This window comes from Bradyrhizobium sp. Ken01 (assembly GCF_055807355.1).
This window is the reverse complement of sequence record NZ_JBVVPC010000074.1, coordinates 1-19,237: the sequence shown is the minus strand read 5'-3', so window position 1 is coordinate 19,237 and position 19,237 is coordinate 1. Positions and strand designations below refer to the sequence as shown.

General features: G+C 63.6%; 19 protein-coding genes. 7 read left to right on the top strand and 12 right to left on the bottom strand.

Going from position 1 to position 19,237, the window contains the following annotated elements:
* Positions 1-176 precede the first annotated feature (176 nt).
* The 4 genes from boxB to AC0L3S_RS36850 all read right to left on the bottom strand — a co-directional run bounded on the left by boxB (position 177) and on the right by AC0L3S_RS36850 (position 5,982).
* Positions 177-1,613, bottom strand: a complete 1,437-nt coding sequence (boxB, locus tag AC0L3S_RS36865; protein WP_473265895.1) for a benzoyl-CoA 2,3-epoxidase subunit BoxB — start codon at positions 1,611-1,613, stop codon at positions 177-179.
* 124 nt (positions 1,614-1,737) lie between these two features.
* Complete coding sequence (gene boxC / locus AC0L3S_RS36860; RefSeq protein WP_473265883.1) at positions 1,738-3,426, bottom strand: 2,3-epoxybenzoyl-CoA dihydrolase; 1,689 nt, start codon at positions 3,424-3,426, stop codon at positions 1,738-1,740.
* Positions 3,427-3,507: 81 nt separating this feature from the next.
* Positions 3,508-4,326, bottom strand: a complete 819-nt coding sequence (locus tag AC0L3S_RS36855) for an alpha/beta fold hydrolase (protein WP_473284728.1) — start codon at positions 4,324-4,326, stop codon at positions 3,508-3,510.
* Positions 4,327-4,440: 114 nt separating this feature from the next.
* Positions 4,441-5,982, bottom strand: coding sequence for a benzoate-CoA ligase family protein (locus AC0L3S_RS36850; RefSeq protein ID WP_473284726.1), 1,542 nt, complete (start codon positions 5,980-5,982; stop codon positions 4,441-4,443).
* 90 nt (positions 5,983-6,072) lie between these two features.
* On the opposite strand from AC0L3S_RS36850, the gene AC0L3S_RS36845 reads away from it, so the two are divergent.
* Entirely contained in the window at positions 6,073-7,014 is a 942-nt protein-coding gene (locus AC0L3S_RS36845) for a helix-turn-helix transcriptional regulator (RefSeq protein ID WP_083843292.1), read from the top strand.
* 12 nt (positions 7,015-7,026) lie between these two features.
* The gene (locus AC0L3S_RS36840; RefSeq protein WP_473284724.1) at positions 7,027-7,419 is read left to right on the top strand and encodes a group II truncated hemoglobin; all 393 of its coding nucleotides are present in this window, start codon (positions 7,027-7,029) and stop codon (positions 7,417-7,419) included.
* Positions 7,420-7,510: 91 nt separating this feature from the next.
* Here AC0L3S_RS36840 and AC0L3S_RS36835 read toward each other — a convergent pair whose 3' ends face one another.
* Positions 7,511-8,296 (bottom strand): IclR family transcriptional regulator domain-containing protein, encoded by a 786-nt coding sequence (locus AC0L3S_RS36835; RefSeq protein WP_007615723.1) that lies wholly within the window; start codon positions 8,294-8,296, stop codon positions 7,511-7,513.
* A gap of 112 nt (positions 8,297-8,408) precedes the next feature.
* On the opposite strand from AC0L3S_RS36835, the gene AC0L3S_RS36830 reads away from it, so the two are divergent.
* From AC0L3S_RS36830 to AC0L3S_RS36815, 4 genes are all read left to right on the top strand, one after another.
* Positions 8,409-9,767 carry an aromatic ring-hydroxylating dioxygenase subunit alpha gene (locus AC0L3S_RS36830; protein WP_473284722.1) on the top strand — a complete coding sequence of 453 codons (1,359 nt, stop codon included), beginning with the start codon at positions 8,409-8,411 and terminating at the stop codon, positions 9,765-9,767.
* A 193-nt stretch (positions 9,768-9,960) separates the two neighbouring features.
* Positions 9,961-11,397, top strand: coding sequence for a glutamine synthetase family protein (locus AC0L3S_RS36825; RefSeq protein WP_473284720.1), 1,437 nt, complete (start codon positions 9,961-9,963; stop codon positions 11,395-11,397).
* Positions 11,398-11,452: 55 nt separating this feature from the next.
* A complete protein-coding gene (locus AC0L3S_RS36820) occupies positions 11,453-12,436 on the top strand; it encodes an FG-GAP repeat domain-containing protein (protein WP_473284718.1) in 984 nt (327 codons plus the stop codon).
* Between the two features lie 325 nt (positions 12,437-12,761).
* Positions 12,762-13,130, top strand: coding sequence for a hypothetical protein (locus tag AC0L3S_RS36815; RefSeq protein WP_473265874.1), 369 nt, complete (start codon positions 12,762-12,764; stop codon positions 13,128-13,130).
* A gap of 178 nt (positions 13,131-13,308) precedes the next feature.
* Here the strand turns inward: AC0L3S_RS36815 and AC0L3S_RS36810 are convergent, their stop codons facing one another.
* The 7 genes from AC0L3S_RS36810 to AC0L3S_RS36780 all read right to left on the bottom strand — a co-directional run bounded on the left by AC0L3S_RS36810 (position 13,309) and on the right by AC0L3S_RS36780 (position 18,655).
* The gene (locus tag AC0L3S_RS36810; protein WP_473265873.1) at positions 13,309-14,022 is read right to left on the bottom strand and encodes an ABC transporter ATP-binding protein; all 714 of its coding nucleotides are present in this window, start codon (positions 14,020-14,022) and stop codon (positions 13,309-13,311) included.
* 7 nt (positions 14,023-14,029) lie between these two features.
* Entirely contained in the window at positions 14,030-14,797 is a 768-nt protein-coding gene (locus AC0L3S_RS36805; protein ID WP_473265872.1) for an ABC transporter ATP-binding protein, read from the bottom strand.
* Positions 14,790-15,734, bottom strand: coding sequence for a branched-chain amino acid ABC transporter permease (locus AC0L3S_RS36800; RefSeq protein WP_473284716.1), 945 nt, complete (start codon positions 15,732-15,734; stop codon positions 14,790-14,792). The genes AC0L3S_RS36805 and AC0L3S_RS36800 overlap by 8 nt, the downstream gene beginning before the upstream one ends.
* The gene (locus AC0L3S_RS36795; RefSeq protein WP_007615745.1) at positions 15,731-16,648 is read right to left on the bottom strand and encodes a branched-chain amino acid ABC transporter permease; all 918 of its coding nucleotides are present in this window, start codon (positions 16,646-16,648) and stop codon (positions 15,731-15,733) included. Before AC0L3S_RS36795 ends, AC0L3S_RS36800 begins: the two co-directional genes overlap by 4 nt.
* Before the next feature lie 312 nt (positions 16,649-16,960).
* Positions 16,961-17,179 carry a hypothetical protein gene (locus AC0L3S_RS36790; protein ID WP_027514447.1) on the bottom strand — a complete coding sequence of 73 codons (219 nt, stop codon included), beginning with the start codon at positions 17,177-17,179 and terminating at the stop codon, positions 16,961-16,963.
* 1 nt (position 17,180) lies between these two features.
* Positions 17,181-17,840, bottom strand: coding sequence for an acyl-homoserine-lactone synthase (locus AC0L3S_RS36785; protein ID WP_473265869.1), 660 nt, complete (start codon positions 17,838-17,840; stop codon positions 17,181-17,183).
* Positions 17,841-17,926: 86 nt separating this feature from the next.
* The gene (locus tag AC0L3S_RS36780) at positions 17,927-18,655 is read right to left on the bottom strand and encodes a helix-turn-helix transcriptional regulator (protein WP_473265868.1); all 729 of its coding nucleotides are present in this window, start codon (positions 18,653-18,655) and stop codon (positions 17,927-17,929) included.
* Positions 18,656-18,820: 165 nt separating this feature from the next.
* Between AC0L3S_RS36780 and AC0L3S_RS36775 the strand changes: the two genes are divergently transcribed.
* Entirely contained in the window at positions 18,821-18,997 is a 177-nt protein-coding gene (locus AC0L3S_RS36775) for a hypothetical protein (protein ID WP_007597932.1), read from the top strand.
* The last annotated feature ends 240 nt before the right edge of the window (positions 18,998-19,237 follow it).

Genomic DNA, 19,237 nt, shown 5'->3' with positions numbered 1-19,237 from the left:
CGCCTTGGCCGGTGGCCACCGGCCAAGGCGCTAAGTCACTTCCATCGCACAAATGCTGGCCGTGCAGATACAAGGGGCTTCTCTCCACACGTGAGATTGTCGCCGCACCTGTACCCCCTCACCCGGATCGCAAGGGCGATCCGACCTCTCCCCGCAAACGGGGAGAGGTAAAGAAGTTACGACTCGATCCTCACATACTCGAAATCGCCGGGCTTGTTGTCGATGCCGACTTTCGGCGGCGAGATCCAGGAGGCGAACTGGCCGGTCTCGGTGACGGGCTGCATCAGCGAGGTGATGAAGTCGCCGTCCGCGGTCGATGGCAGCCATTCGTCCTTGCGCTTCGCCCAGGTTGCGTCGTCGATCAACAGACCATCCGGCGTCGCGTGGATGCTCTTGAACTCGCCGATATGGCGGTGGAAGGCGACGTTGGGCAGCTTGAGCTGAAACTGGTAGCCGGAGGTCGAGATCACCTTGTTCCAGCGCAGCATGCCCTTGACGCAATCCTGGCTGTAATCGTCGCGCAGGCGCATGTTGAGCGCGGTCAGCGCCGGCTCGTCCACCAGCTTGATCTCGCCGTCGATGAACTTCAGCACCGGATAGGTGGCGTTCTTGAGCTGATGATCGTCGTCGATCTGGGTCTCGTGATAGCGCCCCTTGATGCCGGTGTTGAAGGCGTTCGCCGCGTTGGTCGAGACTTCCGAACCAAACAGATCGAGCGACAGTGTATAGTGCAGGTTCAGCTTCTTCTGGATGGTCGGCAGGTCGATCACACCGAGCGCGCGGACCTTCGCGATGTCGGTGGGATCGGTGATGCCGGCTTCGCGCATCGCGTCGCAGGTGCGCTGCACGACGCGGGTGATGCCGGTCTCGCCGACGAACATGTGGTGCGCTTCTTCCGTCAGCATGAAGCGGCAGGTGCGCGACAGGGGATCGAAGCCCGACTGCGCCAGCGAGTGCAGCTGCATCTTGCCGTCGCGGTCGGTGAAATAGGTGAACATGAAGAAGGACAGCCAGTCCGGCGTCGCCTCGTTGAAGGCGCCCAACATGCGCGGCGAATCCGCGTCGCCCGAGCGACGGCGCAACAAATCGTCAGCCTCTTCACGTCCGTCGCGCCCGAAGTACTTTTGCAGCAGGTACACCATCGCCCAGAGGTGACGGCCTTCCTCGACATTGACCTGGAACAGATTGCGCATGTCGTACAGCGAGGGCGCGGTCTTGCCGAGATGGCGCTGCTGCTCGACCGAGGCAGGCTCGGTGTCGCCCTGGATCACGATCAGACGGCGCAGCATGGCGCGATACTCGCCCGGGACCTCCTGCCAGGCCGGCTCGCCAAGATGCTCGCCGAACGGCACGACGCGATTCTCTTCCTGGGGAGCAAGGAGAATGCCCCAGCGATACTCGGGCATCCGCACGTAGTCGAATTTGGCCCAGCCGCGCGGATCGACCGAATAGGCGGTGCGCAAGTACACCAGCGATTCCTGGAAGCCTTCCGGCCCCATGTCTTTCCACCAGTCCATGTAGCCTGGATGCCAGCCTTCCAGCGCTTTGAGCACCTGGCGGTCTTCGGCCAGATTGACGTTGTTCGGAATCTTGGTCGAGTAGTCGACGTTCATGATGTTCATGGAGGACCTCCCGTGTGGGACTAGTTCATTAAATCGCGGGCATCGAATTCTGGGATCGCGAATAGCGAGTGGCGAATGGTGTCTCTATTCGCTATTCGCCACTCCCCATTCGCCTCTACACCCGCGTCATATCGAATTTCGGCTTCTGGCCGCTGCCGTAGCGGCGCAGCGCGCCTTCCTCGCCGACCGCGTTCGGGCGCTGGAAGATCCAGTTCTGCCACGCGGTGAGGCGCGAGAAGATCTTCGACTCCATCGTCTCGGGGCCGACGAAGCGCAGGCTCGCTTCCATGCCGGTGAGGCTGTCGGGCGAGAAGCTGGCGCGTTCCTCCAGAAACACGCGAACCTCGTCGTCCCAGTCGATGTCGTCGAGTGCGAAGGTGACGAGACCGAGCTCTTCGGCCTGCTCGGCGTCCAGCGCTGTGCCCCTGGTGGCTTCCGCGCGTTCCACATCGGCCGGATCTGCCTGGAAGCGCGACTGAAGCCGCGTCAGGCCATGGCTCATCGGATACGGGCCAAAATTCATCGCTGACAGTTCGATCGACGGCGGCGGACGGTTGTCGCCCTGGCGCGTGCCGATCAGCATGTAGGAGCGGTCGGCGGCGAAGACGAGTTCGGCGAGCGTGCCGGCGAAGCAGGAGCCGGGCTCGACCAGCGTCACCAGCGTGCGCGAGGTGACGTCGATGCGCTTCAAGACACGCTTCCAGTAATGCCTGATTTCGTTGACCAGCCAGTGCGCCTTGTTGGCTTCGAGGAAGGCGTCGCAGGCGAGCACCTGGGCGCGGTCGCCATGGCTTTTGAACACCAGCATCGCGATCTCGAGCTCGTTGATGCGCAGATGCAGGATGGCGTCGTCGAGTTCGCGCGCGACCTGAAGCGGCCAGAACGCGACACCCTGCGCCATCATGCCGTCGATGTCGGCGGGCGGCGCGGCTTCAGGCGCCTTGATCGAGATCGTGGCGATGCGCGCGGCGCGATCGATGTCGACGGTGACAAAGCCATAGCGGATGCTGGTCTCATCGATGATGCGCTTGAGCGGCGTCAGCGCGATGCCCTTGCCGCTGCCCTTGCGCTTCGAGCCGTCGGCGAATTCCCTCGCGCGCTCGGCAACCTTGCCTTCGAGCTTGCTGTTCGGCGCGATCTCGTCGACCAGCCGCCATTGCACGGCGCGCTTGCCCTTCACGCCTTCTTCGATGGTGCAGAAGAAATCTGCGTGATCACGGCGCACCTTGCGCTTGTCGACCACACGGGTGAGGCCGCCGGTGCCCGGAAGCACCGCGAGCAGCGGCACTTCGGGCAAGGCAACGGCGGACGCGCCGTCATCGGCGAGCATGATGTAGTCGGTGGCGAGCGCAAGCTCATAGCCGCCGCCGGCGGCCGAGCCATTCACGACGGTGATGAAGCGCTGGCCGGAATTCTCCGACGAGTCTTCCATGCCGTTGCGGGTCTCGTTGGTGAACTTGCAGAAGTTCACCTTGTGGGCATGCGTCGAGCCCGCGAGCATGCGGATGTTGGCGCCGGCGCAGAACACGCGGTTCTTGGCCGAGCGCATCACCACGACCTTCACCTCGGGGTGCTCGAAGCGCAGGCGCTGGACCGCGTCGGCAAGCTCGATGTCGACGCCGAGATCGTAGGAATTGAGCTTGAGCAGATAGCCCTCGAACAGGCCGCCATTCTCGTCGACGTCCATGGTCAGGGTGGCGACGTCACCGTCGACCGCGAGCTTCCAGTGCCGGTAGCGAGACGGCTCGGTCTGGAAATCGATGAATGTCGCGCCGCCTGCGAGGCGCCGATCTTCCCCGGCCATGGGCCACCCTTGAGCTTGATTACGCGTTTTAGCTGCCGTGTTAGATGCACAATAGTGCACATTTTCGGGCGCGTCTACCCCTCAAACGAGAGAACATGCATTTTGTTTCATGTCTTCGCGCAGCGCCGCTGCTGCAAATTGCTCAATCGCATCAAGCGTCGCTCCCGGAGCTTCGCGGTGGGGAGAATGCGCCGCGCCTGACATGACTTTCAAATCGACCGGGCAATAGCATTCTTGCTGCGCGATCTCGGCCTGACGCAGCGTCCCGTATTGGTCGTCCACGCCTTGAAGGATCAGGACAGGAACGCGGATATAGGCGAGATATTCCGAGATATCCCAGTCGCGGAATTTCGGATCGAGCCAGGCGGCGTTCCAGCCGTAGAAGGCGTTGTCGACGTCCTTGTGCCAGCGCGCGAGCTTTGACTTCAGGTCGGTGGTCTCGAATGCTGTCTTGATGTCCGCAATCGACTTCACCGAGATGTCCTCGACGATGAAATGCGGCGCGATCAGCACGAGGCCGTTCAGGCGATGATCCTGATGGGCGCCGGCATAGATCGTCGCGATCGAGGCGCCGTCGGAATGGCCGAGCAGCAGGCCGCGCTTGAAGCCGATCGCATCGAGGATCTTCGGCAGCACGTCCAGGCCCTCGCGGTGCATGTAGTCGAGCGGCCGCGGCAACTTCACCGGGCTGGATTGGCCGTAGCCTGCACGCGAATAGGCGAAGATGCCGGCGCCGGTCGCAGCCTGAATTTTTTCCGGAAGGTCGCCCCACAAGCCGACCGAGCCGAGGCCTTCGTGCAGCATGACGATCGTGGGTGCATCGGCGGATTGCGGCGCTAGCCATTTGTATTCGAGGCTGGCGTTGCCGATGGTGAGGAAGCCGGTGGGAGTGAGAGTCATTTGTTCGTCCGCCTTCTCCGTCGTCATGCCGGGATTGGCCCGGGCATCCACGTCGTTCCTCAGTCGCGGTCGCGCGTGGATGGCCGGGACAGGCCCGGCCATAACGACCTGTTGTCAATTCGTCCCGTCCCGCAGCTTGAACCGCTGGATCTTGCCCGTCGCCGTCTTCGGCAGCGAGTCCACCACGTCGATCCAGCGCGGATATTTCCACGGGCCGATCTTCTGCTTGACGTGGTCCTTGAGCATCTCCTGCAGGCCGGTCGTCGTCGCGCCGGGGCGCAGCACGACGAAGGCCTTCGGCTTCAGCAGACCTTCCGGATCGGCTTCGGGCACGACGGCAGCTTCCAGCACGGCGGGATGCGTGATCAGCGCACTCTCGACCTCGAACGGCGAGACCCAGATGCCGGAAACCTTGAACATGTCGTCGGCACGACCGCAGAAGGTGTAGCGTCCCTCGGCGTCGCGAACATATTTGTCGCCGGTGCGGGTCCAGGGTCCCTCGAAGGTGCGGCGGCTCTTGTGGCGCTGGTTCCAGTAGCCTTCGCCGGCGGAGGGCGCATCGACCAGGAGCTCGCCGACCTCGCCGTCGGCGACATCCTGTCCGCCCTCATTGACCAGCCGCACCGCATAGCCCGGCACTGGCTTGCCGGAGGAGCCGTACTTGATATCGCCGGGAGCATTCGACAGGAAGATGTGCAACAGCTCGGTCGAGCCGACGCCGTCGAGAATGTCGACGCCGAAGCGCGCCTTCCAGCTGTTGCCGACGGATTCCGGCAATGCCTCGCCGGCGGAGGTGCAGATGCGCAGGGCGCCGCCGCCGCGCTCGCTCTTCATCGCCTCGTCATTGAGCATCGCCGCGAACAGGGTCGGCACGCCGTAGAAGATCGAGGGATTATAGCGGTTCATCAGGTCGAACATGCGCGCCGGCGTCGGCCGTTCGCTGTTGAGCACCACGGTGGCGCCGACCGACATTGGAAAGGTCAACGCGTTGCCGAGGCCGTAGGCGAAGAACAGCTTTGCCGCGGAAAGACAAACGTCGTTCTCGCGAATGCCGAGCACCTGCTTCGCATAAGTGTCCGCGGTCGCCTGCATGTTCGAATGGATGTGGCGTACGCCCTTGGGCATGCCGGTCGAGCCTGACGAGTACAGCCAGAATGCCGGCTCATCCGGATGCGTCGCAGCAGTGGTGAACCGGTCGCTCTCGTCCGCAATCTCCTCGGCGAGCTGCTTGTGACCGTTCTGCTTGGCGCCGGACACCACGACATGCTCGAGATCCGGCATGCGGCCGACGACGTCCTTGATGACGGGATAGAGCGCTTCCGAGACGAACAGCACGCGCGCGCGGCAGTCGGCGAGGATGTAGGCGTATTGATCCGATGTCAGCAGCGTGTTGAGCGGCACCGGCACGATGCCGGCGCGGATCGCGCCCAGAAACACGATCGGGAAGTCGACAGTATCCAGCATGATCATCGCCACGCGCTCTTCGCGGCGGACGCCGAGCCGGCGCAGCATGTTGGCGGCGCGCCGCGTTGCGCGCTGGAGCTCGCCATAGGTGAGCCGTGAGACGGTGTCGTCGAAGGCGAGCTTGTTGCCGCGTCCCTCCTCGACGTTCCGGTCGAGCAGCCAGGTCACCGCGTTATAGGATCCCTCGCTCACGGACTTCTCCCCTGAATTTAGAATTATAATTCATAGAAAGACACTGCATCGGCTTGCTGTCAATGCTATCAGGCATTATGTTTCATTTAAATGCGCCGCAGGACATCCGCTAAAGAAAAGTCCATGACCGACAGTCCCGACGCCGAATCCCGATTTCTCGAACAGCTCGGCCAGCGCGTGCGCACCATGCGCGCGCTGCGCGGCATGTCGCGCAAGGTGCTCGCCAAGGTATCAGGAATATCGGAGCGCTACATCGCGCAGCTCGAAAGCGGCAAGGGCAACGTCTCCATCGTGCTGCTCCGCCGCGTCTCCGACGCGATGGGCGCGCATCTCGAAGACCTGCTTCCCTCGGCCGATCCGACCCCGGACTGGCAGATGTTTCGCGATCTCCTGCGCAAGGCGACACCGGCGCAGATCGCGCAAGCCAAGGACCTGCTCGCGGGCGGCAGCGCCTCCGCGCCACGGCGCGCGCCGTTCTGCGGCATCGCGCTGATCGGCCTGCGCGGGGCCGGCAAATCGACGCTTGGACGGATGCTGGCGAAGAAGGTCGGCTGGAGTTTTGTCGAGCTCAACAAGGAGGTCGAGCAGCAGAACGGCCTCTCGGTCGCCGAGATCATCGCGCTCTACGGCCAGGAAGGCTTTCGCCGCATGGAGCAGGCGGCGCTGCAACAGCTGCTCGCACGCAACGAGCTGATGGTGCTGGCGACCGGCGGCGGCATCGTCTCGGAGCCCCTGACGTTCGACCAGATCCTGTCGTCGTTCTACACGATCTGGCTGAAGGCCGAGCCGGAGGAGCACATGGCCCGCGTCCGTCGCCAGGGCGATTTGCGCCCGATGGCCGACGACCGCTCCGCCATGGCGGAGCTGCGCAACATCCTCTTGAGCCGCGAGCCGCTGTATGCGCGCGCGACGGCGGTGGTGGACACGGCGGGACTGTCCGTCGATGCCGCCGCGGCGCGCCTGGTTGATGCGGTGCGGCCGGTGCTGCAGAACGAAGCGCGCAGCTTTGGGCTGCGCAGCGTCGCGCTGTAGGTCCGAACTCCCATGACCGACAGCGACCTTGCGATCTCCATGTTCGAGCGGATCGGCGGCAGCACCACGATCGACCTGTTGGTCGATCGCTTCTATGAGCGGATGGATACGCTGCCGGAGGCGAAGATCATCCGCGCGATGCATGCGGACGACCTTGGCCTCATCAGGGATGTGCTCAAGCGCTATCTCACTGAGTGGACCTGCGGCCCAAAACTCTATTCGGTCGAGAAGGGCCACCCACGGCTGCGCCAACGCCACATCGGCTTTGCCATCGGCGATGCCGAGCGGGACGCGTGGATGCTCTGCATGCGCGGCGCGCTTGAGGAAACGGTTGTGGACGTTGCCGCGCGGCAGGACCTCGACAAGGCGCTGTCCGGCCTCGCCGACTGGATGCGCAACCGGTAGCGATTTTTGCACAGGCGCGCAGCCCGGATGAGCGAAGCGACATCCGGGGCTTCACGATGACTTTCCCGGGGTATCGCTTCGCTCACCCGGGCTACAAGAGTTGCGACCGCACGGCTTCCGCGCCCTCATGCAGCAGCGGCAAAAATCGCTCGATCAACTCCTGAGCCGGCACCCGGTCGACATGGGCGCCCATGTTGATGGCGGCGACGATGACATCGTCATAACGACGCACCGGGACTGAGATCGAGCGGAAATGCGGCTCGGCCTCGCGATCGACCAGCGCGTAACCCTGCGCGCGATCGGCGACGATGCGCGCGAGCAGCGCCTTGGGATCGGTCACCGTCTGCGGCGTCAACGCCTCGCGCTTCATCGCTTTCAGCCGTGCAGCCAGTTCGGCATCGGTGAGTTGGCCGAGCATGGTGCGGCCGACCGAGGTGCAGAAGGCCGGCAGGCGGTAGCCGATGTCCAGCCCACCTGAAAACATGCGCGCGGGACTACTGCGCGCGATGAACACGACCTCATCGCCGTCGAGCACCGCGAGCGAGGAGATTTCGTTGGCCGCTATCGCAACGCGATCGAGCACCGGTTGCAGGACCGTGACGAGCTGGCTGGACCGCAGATAGGACGCCGCCAGCGTCAGCACATGTGGCGTCAGCGAGAACAGCTTCCCGTCGCCGCTGACAAAACCGCCGCGCTGAAGCGTGAACAGCATGCGTCGCGCGGTCGCGCGCGGCAGGTCCGCGGCACGGGCGAGATCGCTGAGTGTCATCGGACCCGCCGTCGCTCCGAAGCACTGCAGCAGCCGCAGGCCGCGATCGAGGCTTTCGACGAAATCGGTCGCGCGCTCGTCGTTCTCGTTCCGCTTCAGCTTGGGCATGGTCTCGGGACGATCCTGCAAAATAGTGCTTGCCGCGTGTCCAAGGCATGTCATAATTCGCCCATTCGTTCAATAGGCGAACAATCGCCACTCCACAAAGGATGCACTCGCCATGATGAGCCAGGAGCAGAACGACCTGATCACCCGCACCGGCGCGAAGGACCCCTGCGGGAAGCTGATGCGGAGCTATTGGCAGCCGGCGGCGCTGGTGGACGAGCTCGACGGCGATCGACCGATCCGCCCCGTCAGATTGCTCGGCGAAAACCTGGTGCTGTTCCGCGACGAGAGCGGGCGTTCCGGCCTGATCGATCGGCACTGCGCGCATCGCGGCGCCGATCTCGCGTTCGGACGGCTCGAGCATGGCGGCCTGCGCTGCGCCTTCCACGGCTGGCTGTTCGACGCCACCGGGCAATGCATCGAGACGCCGGCGGAGCCGAAGGATTCAAAACTCTGCCAGAACGTCCGCCAGCGCTCTTATCCCGTGGTGGAGAAGAGCGGCATCCTCTGGGCTTATCTCGGCGAGGGCAAACCGCCGGCCTTTCCGGAGCTCGACTGTTTCGTCGCGCCTGATACCCACACCTTTGCGTTCAAGGGGCACATGGCCTGCAACTGGCTCCAGGCGCTCGAAGTCGGCATCGATCCCGCACACGCCTCCTATCTGCATCGCTTCTTCGAGGACGAGGACACCTCGACGGCCTACGGCAAGCAGTTCCGCGGCGCATCGGCAGGCTCCGACTTGCCGATGACGAAGATTTTGCGCGAGTACGACCGCCCCATCATCAATGTCGAGCATACCGAATACGGCCTGCGGCTGATCGCGCTGCGCGAGATCGACGAGGAGCGCACCCATGTGCGCGTCACCAACCAGCTCTTCCCACACGGTTTCGTCATCCCCATGAGCACGGAGATGACGATCACGCAGTGGCACGTGCCGATCGACGACGAGAACTGCTATTGGTACGCGATCTTCACCAGCTATTCGAACCCCGTGGACAAGAAGAAGATGCGCGACCAGCGGCTCGAGCTCTATGAGCTGCCGGATTACAAATCTCGCAAGAACAGGACCAACGATTACGGCTTCGATCCGCACGAGCAGCAGACGGCGACCTATACCGGCATGGGCACCGACATCAACGTGCACGACCAATGGGCGGTGGAGTCGATGGGCGCGATCCAGGACCGCACCCGGGAGCACCTCGGCACGAGCGACAAGGCAATCGTGCAATACCGCCGCCTGCTGCGGCAGGAGATCGAGAAGGTCGGAGGCGGCGAGAAGCCGATGCTGCATCTCGACGAGGCCAGCGCACGTTCGATCCAGGGCCCGGCGACCATGGACGGCATCGGGCCGACACGAGGCTGGGAGATCTACTGGATGGAAGTCGACGTCAAGCGCCGCCGCAGCGCGCCGTGGACGGCGCCGGTACCGAAGGAGATTGCGGACAACGTGCATCGGCTGACGGCGGCGGAGTGATAATGCAGTTCGCCGCTGGCGGGGCGAGACGGCGGCTCCACATTCTCCGCTGTCATGCTCCGCGAAGGCGGGGCATCCAGTACGCCGCGGCCTCTCGTGGATACACGGACGTCTCTGGAATACTGGATCGTCCGCCTTCGCGGACGATGATAGTGTGCGCTATACTCTCGCCGAGCAAGAAGGAACTGCCAAAGTGACTTTCGTTGCGCGTCATGCGCTGTGGTCGGATGAGCAGAAGGACGCGGCGGCGCGCATGCGCCGCATCGTCGAGGAGAAGAACCTCGAGGTCATCCGCCTCGCTTTCCCCGACCAGCACGGCATCTTACGCGGCAAGACCATCATCGCCGCCGAGGCGATCGCTTCGCTGGAGAGCGGCTGCTCCATCACCACCACCATGCTCGCCAAGGACACCTCGCACCGCACGGTGTTTCCGGTGTTCACATCAGGCGGCGGCTTCGGCATGAAGGAGATGGAGGGCGCGGCCGACGCGCTGATGGTTGCCGATCCCACTAGTTTTCGCGTTCTGCCGTGGGCACCGACCACCGGCTGGGTTCTCTGCGACCTCTATTTCAACGACGGCCGGCCGGTGCCGTTCGCGACGCGCGGGCTCTATCGCAAGGCGCTCGATGAGCTCGGACGCCGCGGCCACGATTTCGTGGCGGGGCTCGAGGTCGAATTCCACATCTTCAAGCTCGACGATCCGCATATGCGCCCGGAAGATGCCGGCCAGCCCGGCACGCCGCCTTCGGTGGGCCTGCTCAGCCACGGCTATCAATACCTCACCGAGCAGCGCTTCGATCAGATGGAGCCGGTGCTGGAGATTTTGCGGCGTGACATCGTCGCGCTCGGATTGCCCTTGCGCTCGGTCGAGGTCGAGTTTGGGCCGAGCCAGTGCGAGTTCACCTTCGCGCCGAAGAAAGGGCTGGAGCCCGCGGACAACATGGTGCTGTTTCGGAGCGCCGTGAAGCAGATCGCGCATCGCCACGGCTATCACGCCACCTTCATGTGCCGGCCGAAGCTGCCGAACCTGTTCGCGAGCGGCTGGCATCTGCACCAATCGGTCGTCTCACGCACGAGCGGCGAGAATCAGTTCATGGCCAAAGACGGCGGCGAGCCGCTCAGCGCGTTCGGCCGCGCCTGGCTTGCCGGCCTGCTCGACCACGCCCGCGCGTCGACGGTGTTCACCACCCCGACCATCAATGGCTACAAGCGCTACCGCTCCTATTCGCTGGCGCCGGACCGCGCGATCTGGGGCCGCGACAATCGCGGCGTGATGATCCGCGTGCTCGGCGCGGCCGGCGACGCCGCCACGCGCCTGGAAAACCGCATCGGCGAGCCCGCCGCCAATCCCTATCTCTACATGGCCTCGCAGATCCTCTCCGGCCTCGACGGCGTCGACCGCAAGCTCGATCCCGGCCCGTCGGCCGATGCGCCCTACGAAACCAAGGCGCCGCTCTTGCCGAAGTCGCTGCGCGATGCGGTCAGCGCGCTGAAGGACGATCCGTTCTTCCGCGAAAAGCTCGGGCCTGAGTTCGTCGATTATTACACCCACATCAAGAATGCCGAGATCGACCGCTTCCTGTCCGAGGTGACCGACTGGGAGCACCGCGAATATTTCGAGATATTTTGAGCCGCCGCCAACCGCCGCCGATCCCCGCAACGCAGCCGGATTTTCCAGGAGTACCATGATGCGGTTGCGCCCGGCGGCCCTGCTATTTTCCCTGATCCTGTCCGCGCCAGCCTTGTCCGCGCCAGCCCTGGCCGACTGGCAGGCGAGCACCGTACGCACCCCCGGCCGCGTCAGCGAAATTGATTTGGCGGATAGCGACGTCCGAATTGCAATTGGCACGAATTGGTACCAATTCGACGCGAAAGCGATGCGCATGGTGCCCGCCGCAGCGCTCGAACATCCGGCGCCGCCGACCGGGGCGCTTGCGGATGGGCGTATCGCGACAGGCCGCGACACCGTCGCGCGTGCTTGGCTCGCCGAGCCGACCGAACGCTATCGCCACGGCGTCCTCGGCCATGCCATCGAGGCCGGTAGCCTGGTGATCGAGCCGCGCGAGGGCGGACAACGCACGCTACGCCTGGATGGTGACGCCGTGTTCGAAGACTTGGAGCCGCGCGTCGCTGCGATCGGTGGCCGCGAAAGAATTGTGTTGGTCAAATCCTATCTGAAGCGCGGCTCCGCGCTGGCTGTCATCGATCCCGTCTCGACGGCCATCGTTGCGGAGACGCCTCCGATCGGCCACGCCCATGCTTGGCTCAACCCGGCCGGCATCGCCGATTTCGACGGCGATGGCACCACGGATATCGTGCTTGTCCGCCAGCCTCATGTGGTCGGGATTCTCGAAATGTGGTCGTGGCGGCATGATCGTTTGGAAAAATCGGCGGAAACTTCCGACGTATCGAACCATTTCATCGGCTCGCGATCGCTGCACATGAGCTTTACGGCCGATTTTGATGGCGACGGCCATCCAGATCTCGCGGTACCGGACCTCGAACGGCGAACGCTGCGGCTCATCGGGTTCGTCGCAGGCCCGCATGACATCGCGCGCATCAGGCTTCCGGCAAGGATCGCGACGAATATCGGCGGCGTGAAATACCGCGATCGTCCCGCACTCGTGTTCGGCCTCGAGGATGGCCGCCTGATGTTGGTCCACGATTAGGATCGCCGGGGCGCCGAGCCAACGACCGCCACTCCGACAGGCCCTCACGCCGGCGTGAGCCAGTTTCGCGCCGGTGCTTCCGACGAAACCTTTGACTTTGCCGACGAAGTCATTTTTCCGCCCCCGCGAAGATCGCCGGAAACGATGGAGGGTTAGGATGCCGGGATTGATCAACAACGGAGTTCGATCATGTGGGATCATCTGTTCAGCTTGATTTATCGCCTGTCCTGCCGTGCCACCCTGATCGAAATCGGGATGGGCCGCTCGTCGCGATAGAGGCCCGGCGAATTAGGCAAGACGGGTTGACCAGGTAACGGAGGGTGTCATGCGAAAGCTGATCCTGATCGCGGCAATGTCGCTGCTGGCGAGCCAGGCCTATGCCGGCGGACCACGAAGCCTTAGCCTTGCGGCGACAAATGCGAGCCCGCAGACCGCCGAGCAGCCGGCAACGACAGCAGCCACGCCGCCACAAGCTCCGGCGGCAGCGCCCACCAATGTCCAGACGGCGACCACAGCCCCAACTTCAACGCCCCCGGCAGCGACTGCGACGACCACCGCGATCGCTCCGGCCGCAACCCAGTCCAGTGCCGCGCCGGTTGCCAGCGCGAGGGAAACGGCCAAGCCGAAACGTCGCCAGCCATCCACCGAGGCACGCGTGATCCGCGAACTGCATCGGCACGGGATTTATTGGTGATTGCCAACGTCGTCCTGGCGAAAGCCAGGACCCATCACCCCAACAAGGCGTTTGGCGAAGACTGCCGTTCGGTACTTATACTGCCCACAATAGATGGACCTCGCGGTATGGGTCCTGGCTTTCGCCAGGACCACACCAAGGGAAGCGGCCACGGCGTAACTCACCTCACCGCCCAGCCTCAAATCCCCAGATATTTGTGCTGCAGATCAGGCTCGGCCAACAGCTCGTCCGAGGTGCCGCTCCACACCGTCTTGCCGCGCTCGATGATGGTGTGGCGGTCGCAGATGCGGGCGAGGTGGTCGACGTTCTTGTCGACGACCAGGATCGACTGTCCCCGGCTCTTGAGCAGCGACAGGCAGCTCCAGATCTCTTCGCGGATCAGGGGTGCCAGGCCTTCGGTCGCTTCATCCAGGATGAGGAGCTTCGGGTTGGTCATCAGTGCGCGGCCGATTGCGAGCATCTGCTGCTCGCCGCCGGAGAGCTGGTTGCCCATGTTGGAGGCGCGCTCGGCGAGGCGTGGAAACATCACGTAGATCGCCGCCAGCGTCCAGGGATTGCTGCTGTCGAAACGATCGGCGGCGGCCGCGACCAGGTTTTCGCGCACGGTGAGGTTCGGGAAGATCTGCCGCCCCTCGGGGACGAGGCCGACACCGAGCTTTGCGATCCGGTAGGACGGTTGCGTCCGCACTTCGGAGCCCGCAAAGCGGATGCTGCCCGCGCGCGCCGGCGTCAGGCCCATGATGGAGCGGATGGTTGTGGTCTTGCCCATGCCGTTGCGGCCCATCAGCGAGACCATCTCGCCTGATTTGACCGACAGCGACAGGCCGAACAGCACCTGGGACAGGCCGTAGCAGGTCTCGATGCCGTCGACCTCGAGCAGCGTGTCACTCATCCCTTTTTCAGACATGGTGCGTCACCACATGCGCCTCGCCGAGATAGGCGCGCTTGACGTCCTCGTTCGCCCGGATCGCGGCCGGATCGCCGGAGGCGATGACCCGGCCATAGACCAGCACTGAGATGCGGTCGGCCAGCGCAAACACCGCCGGCATGTCGTGCTCGACCAGCACGATCGAGACCTCTTTGCGCAGCTCCTGGAGCAGCTGCACCATGCGCTGGGACTCGGTGACGCCGAGGCCCGCCATCGGCTCGTCGAGCAGCAAAAGCTTCGGCTTGCTGGCCAGCGCAACCGCCAGCTCGATCTGGCGACGCTCGCCATGGCTGAGCCTGGACACAAGGACATCGGCGCGATGCGCGAGACCGACGCGGTCGAGCGCGGCATGCGCGGCATCGCGCAGGCCCTTCTCCTTGCGTGCATTGGCGAAGAAGCGGAACGAGGTGCCGGCATGCGCTTGCGCCGCGAGCGCGACATTGTCGGCGGCGGTGAAATCGAGCAGCAGGGAGGTGATCTGGAACGAACGTGCCAGGCCCAGCGCGCAGCGGCGATAGGCCGGCAGATAGGTGATGTCGCGCCCCGCCAGCAAGACGCTGCCGGAATGCGGCTCCAGATGCCCGGTGAGCTGGCTGATCAGCGTGGTCTTGCCGGCGCCGTTCGGGCCGATGATGGCGTGCAGCTCACCCGCCGCGACGTCGAGCGAGACGTTGTCGGTCGCAATGATGCCGCCGAAGCGGCGCACCAGCTTGTCGACGCGGAGCAGCGGTTCAGCCACGGTTGAGCCTCCCGAGCAGGCCCATGATGCCGCCGCGGCCGAACAGCACGATCAGGAGCAGCAGCGGGCCCATGATCAGCGCCCAGTATTCGGTGAGCTGCGACAAGAACTCTTCCAGCAGCAAATACACCACCGCGCCGATGACCGGACCGAACAGCGTGCCCATGCCCCCGAGGATCACCATCACCATGAGGTCGCCGGAACGCGTCCAGTACATCACGGCCGGGCTGACGAAATCGGTGTTGTTGGCGAGCAGCGCGCCGGCAAGGCCGCACATCATGCCCGAGATGACGAAGCAGACCAGCTGGTAGCGTTTCGAGGGAAAGCCGATCGCCTGCATGCGCTGCTCGTTGGAGCGCAGGCCCTGCAGGACGAGACCGAAGCGCGAATTGGCGATGCGCCAGATCAGGAAGACCACGCCGAACAGGCAGGCGAGGCAGAGATAATAGAACTGCGTGCGGTTCGACAGATTGATCAGCCCGGAGAAGTCGCTGCGCTTGTACACGGTGAGGCCGTCATCGCCGCCGTAACGCGCCAGCCCCGAGGCGACGTAATAGGCCATCTGCGCGAAGGCGAGCGTGATCATGATGAAGTAAACGCCACGCGTGCGAAGCGAGAGCGCGCCGATCACCAGCGCGTAAGTCGCGGACGCCGCGAGCGCGACGGGAAACTGGACGAAGCCGCTTCCCACGCCTTCCTGCGCCAGCATGCCGACCGCGTAACCGCCGATGCCGAGATAAGCGGCGTGGCCAAAACTCATCATGCCGCCAAAACCCATGATGAGGTTGAGGCTCGCGGCCGCCAGCGCCAGGATGACGATGCGGGTGAACAGCGTCAGGATGAAGACGTTGCCGGAAGCTTGCGAATAGAGCGGGAGCAGCACGAGGCCCGCCAGCATCAGGGCCGTGACGGCCTTGCTCACAGTGAAAGCCTTCATCGGCGATTGGCCGGAAACAGCCCCTCCGGACGTACCACCAGCACGATCGCCATCAGCAGATAGATCAGCATGGACGACAGCGCGGGCGCGGCGGTGGAGGCGGCGGCGCCGCTCAGCACCTGCCGCAACAAATTGGGCAGGAAGGCGCGGCCGAGCGTGTCGATCATGCCGACGAAGATCGCGGCCAGGAACGCGCCGCGGATCGAACCGATGCCGCCGATCACGATGATGACGAAGGCGAGGATCAGGATGTTCTCGCCCATGCCGATCTGCACGGTGAGGATCGGCGCCTGCATCAATCCGGCAAGACCGGCGAGCGCGGCACCGAGCCCGAACACCAGGGTGTAGAGCAGCTTGATGTTGATGCCGAGCGCACCGATCATCTCGCGATTGGAAGCACCGGCCCGGATCAGCATGCCGATGCGGGTGCGCATCACGCCGAGATAGAGCAGCAGCGCAACCAGCAGCGCCACGACGATGATGGCGAGGCGATAAGCGGGATAGTGAATGCCCGGCAGGATCGGCACCGGCACGGTGAGCCATGCCGGCAGCGGCAGCGCAAGCCCGGCCGGGCCCCAGATCAGCCGCACGGCTTCATTGAAGAACAGGATCAGGCCGAAGGTCGCGAGCACATGGTCGAGATGGTCGCGTCCATAGAGATGCCGCAGTGCGGTCATCTCGAGCACGATGCCGAGCACGAGCGTCGCGCCGAGCGCCAGCAGCGCGCCGAGCAGGAAGCTGCCGGTCCAGGCTGCGAAGGTCGCGGCGAAATAGGCGCCCATCATGTAGAGCGAGCCGTGCGCGAGGTTGACGAGATCCATGATCCCGAACACCAGCGTCAGGCCGGCGGCGAGCAGAAACAGCAGCAGGCCAAACTGCAATCCGTTCAAGAACTGTTCGACGACGAGCAGCATCAAAACTCTTTCAGGCGCACGCAGGTTCGCGCCGATGTTCGAACACGGTCGCCATCAGTGAAAGAGCTCCCCCTGCCTCTACAAGGCGGAAAAATGGGTAATGGCAGTATCGTTCCGAGGCAAGAGCGATTCGACACCCAACATGCACTTTGTTGCATGCCGATGCATGCGATCGATCCTGGCCCCGTAATTTGCCCTGCAAGAAGACTGCCGCGCAGGATGGGTCAACCTGCCGCACCCAAAGCGGATCACCCTCCCTCCGTTGCCGGAGAGAGGGTGTGAAATTCGTCGCAACGTATGGGATGGAGACGCCTAGTGCGACGTCATCTGCCGGGGAAGGTCATCCGGCTCGGCAAGCACGCTATTGGCGGTCGAGGCCTCCAGCGCCGCCATCCGGAACAGATAGGCGAGCGTCGCCAGTCCGGTGTCTTCCGCCATCTGCGCGAGTTCGAGCGCCATGTCGGACATGTAGCCGAGATTTTCGTCCTTGATCTGAGCCATGATCTGGCTGTCCCGCATCATGTTCGACATCTCAGGCGCTCTTTCGTTGCGCGGCAGCGAGGCCGCAGAGGTTGGCAAGGGCTATGCAATCGATACGCGGACCGTCCTGATGCACGACGTTTGTCATCCCGATACGGTCACACACGGCATCCAGCGACTCTTGACGGATCTCGATCGTGGCCGCCATCGTCCAGGAATTCTCGACCAGCGCCGGCAATCCCAGCGGCGTGACGATGAATCCGATCTCGTGGAAGCGCGGCAGCCACCAGGTCTCCATGACAAGACAGAGACGCTCGATGCCCTGATCGAGACAGAACTCCTGTGCCGCTGCCATCAATTGCCAATTGAACGCGCCGTCGCGGCGCTCGCGCGAAACGAAGAAACGTGACCACTCCCATACCAGCGGATTCGAGGGGCAACCGCGCACTGCAGCGAGATGCGGGAAGACCTCGCTCATCATCGTCGGCTTGGTGGTAGGATACAGGCGGGAGCCGCCGAGCACCCGGCGATTTTCGAGCGCCAGCAGGTAAACCGCGTCCTCATTGTCGTAGGTATCGACCTCGCGGCGATCGGGCTTGCGCAGCGCCTCCCATTTCCGCTCCTCGACAAAAATCTCGTGACGCACCCTGAAATGTTGCTCGAGAACGTCCTCGTAGAGGTGCCGGTTGGCGGCAGAAATCACATGAATCATTTATTCCCCCGTTGTTCGAAATAAGGGGAACACTCACGGAAAGCGGCCAAAGCGACTACTGGGAAATTTCCCAGTAGGCGCGGATTTCAGGGGGTGATGATTCTGTGGCGGATTGCGATCGCAACCGCATGCGTCCGGTTGACGGCACCAAGTTTGCGCGCGGCAGTTGCGAGATGCTCTTCGGCGGTGCGCTGCGTGATGTGCAGGATCTCACCGATTTCCCAAGCCGACTTGCCCTGCGAAGCCCAGGCGAGCACCTCGCGCTCGCGCGGGGTAAGGCGCATCGATCGATGGGGCGCCGGATCGAGCAAGCGGCGAATGTGATCGAAGCCGTACATGCCGATCAGGTGCAGCGCCGGCTTGCTGCGCGCATTGAGATCGAGGTGAACGCCACCGAGCGAGACGCCGGCCTCGTAGCCGGTCAATCCGTGGATCGGCACGACGAAGCCGCGCGACATACGGAAATCGGCAGCGCGCCGCATCACCTCTACCGCGCCCGGCTCCAGCTCTGGATCGTACGGCGCCTCGGACCACTCGAAAGGGTTCACCGTCTGCCGGCATTTGCGGATCACGGGATCGACGCGGTCGTAGCCTTTTTGGGTATAGAGGCTGAACCACTCCGCCGGCCACTTCTTGGCGAGCACCATCTGGGAAAAACGCTGATCGGGATTCGGCAAGCCGGTTACGATGATGTGCTCGAAGCCGTAGCGCCCGAACGCGGTCGCAAGCGCATCCATGACGTCCGGAACCTTGGTATAGGCTCCAAGCCCCTCAATGAAGTCGAGCGCTTCCCGGCCATAATCCACGGCGGACATCGGTGCGTTTCCTGACCCTTGCTATTAGTATAGCACGTCCTGGCGACTGCCTCAATTCACCGCTTCCGTAGTTTCCCGGTATCTCATTGACCCCGAAGGCTTAATCTACTTGTGGAAGAAGTGACGTCAAGTTACACCTGCAATGTCTGAAGCGGGGAAACCACGATGGAAGACGAGGACATCGCCCTCAACAGCGTGCTCGGCCTGGAACTCAACCGCGTATTTTTCGCCGTCCGCGAAACGGCAAACAAGCAAAAGATCATCGAGTTCGCACGCGGGGTGCTGCAAAGCGAGCGCAGCAAGCCGGCCGAGAGCGCCTCGCCGGACGGACCGGCGAGCTAGCACGCAATTGCCGTGAGCGCACGAACGGTCCGTTCGGTGCCATGCCTTGCTCTGATCTGAACCGAACGCGAATGTTTCCTTCCTTCTCCCCTTGTGGGAGAAGTGGCGTAGGCGGCCTTCGACCGCCGTTCTTAAAACAAAACGCCGATGCTTCGGATCGGCCATGGCGCCGGATGAGCGACTATCTCTGTTGTCAAGTTGCATTGGCGTAGGCGGTGCGCGCATCGCGTGCCTTGGCGT

What these genes read in the sequence shown, in the direction of transcription:
- boxB (WP_473265895.1), bottom strand. Translation starts at nt 1,613, where the DNA reads ATGAACGTCGACTACTCGACCAAGATTCCGAACAACGTCAATCTGGCC.
- boxC (WP_473265883.1), bottom strand. Translation starts at nt 3,426, where the DNA reads ATGGCCGGGGAAGATCGGCGCCTCGCAGGCGGCGCGACATTCATCGAT.
- AC0L3S_RS36855 (WP_473284728.1), bottom strand. Translation starts at nt 4,326, where the DNA reads ATGACTCTCACTCCCACCGGCTTCCTCACCATCGGCAACGCCAGCCTC.
- AC0L3S_RS36845 (WP_083843292.1), top strand. Translation starts at nt 6,073, where the DNA reads ATGCGCCGCAGGACATCCGCTAAAGAAAAGTCCATGACCGACAGTCCC.
- AC0L3S_RS36840 (WP_473284724.1), top strand. Translation starts at nt 7,027, where the DNA reads ATGACCGACAGCGACCTTGCGATCTCCATGTTCGAGCGGATCGGCGGC.
- AC0L3S_RS36835 (WP_007615723.1), bottom strand. Translation starts at nt 8,296, where the DNA reads ATGCCCAAGCTGAAGCGGAACGAGAACGACGAGCGCGCGACCGATTTC.
- AC0L3S_RS36830 (WP_473284722.1), top strand. Translation starts at nt 8,409, where the DNA reads ATGATGAGCCAGGAGCAGAACGACCTGATCACCCGCACCGGCGCGAAG.
- AC0L3S_RS36820 (WP_473284718.1), top strand. Translation starts at nt 11,453, where the DNA reads ATGATGCGGTTGCGCCCGGCGGCCCTGCTATTTTCCCTGATCCTGTCC.
- AC0L3S_RS36815 (WP_473265874.1), top strand. Translation starts at nt 12,762, where the DNA reads ATGCGAAAGCTGATCCTGATCGCGGCAATGTCGCTGCTGGCGAGCCAG.
- AC0L3S_RS36810 (WP_473265873.1), bottom strand. Translation starts at nt 14,022, where the DNA reads ATGAGTGACACGCTGCTCGAGGTCGACGGCATCGAGACCTGCTACGGC.
- AC0L3S_RS36800 (WP_473284716.1), bottom strand. Translation starts at nt 15,734, where the DNA reads ATGAAGGCTTTCACTGTGAGCAAGGCCGTCACGGCCCTGATGCTGGCG.
- AC0L3S_RS36795 (WP_007615745.1), bottom strand. Translation starts at nt 16,648, where the DNA reads ATGCTGCTCGTCGTCGAACAGTTCTTGAACGGATTGCAGTTTGGCCTG.
- AC0L3S_RS36790 (WP_027514447.1), bottom strand. Translation starts at nt 17,179, where the DNA reads ATGTCGAACATGATGCGGGACAGCCAGATCATGGCTCAGATCAAGGAC.
- AC0L3S_RS36785 (WP_473265869.1), bottom strand. Translation starts at nt 17,840, where the DNA reads ATGATTCATGTGATTTCTGCCGCCAACCGGCACCTCTACGAGGACGTT.
- AC0L3S_RS36780 (WP_473265868.1), bottom strand. Translation starts at nt 18,655, where the DNA reads ATGTCCGCCGTGGATTATGGCCGGGAAGCGCTCGACTTCATTGAGGGG.
- AC0L3S_RS36775 (WP_007597932.1), top strand. Translation starts at nt 18,821, where the DNA reads ATGGAAGACGAGGACATCGCCCTCAACAGCGTGCTCGGCCTGGAACTC.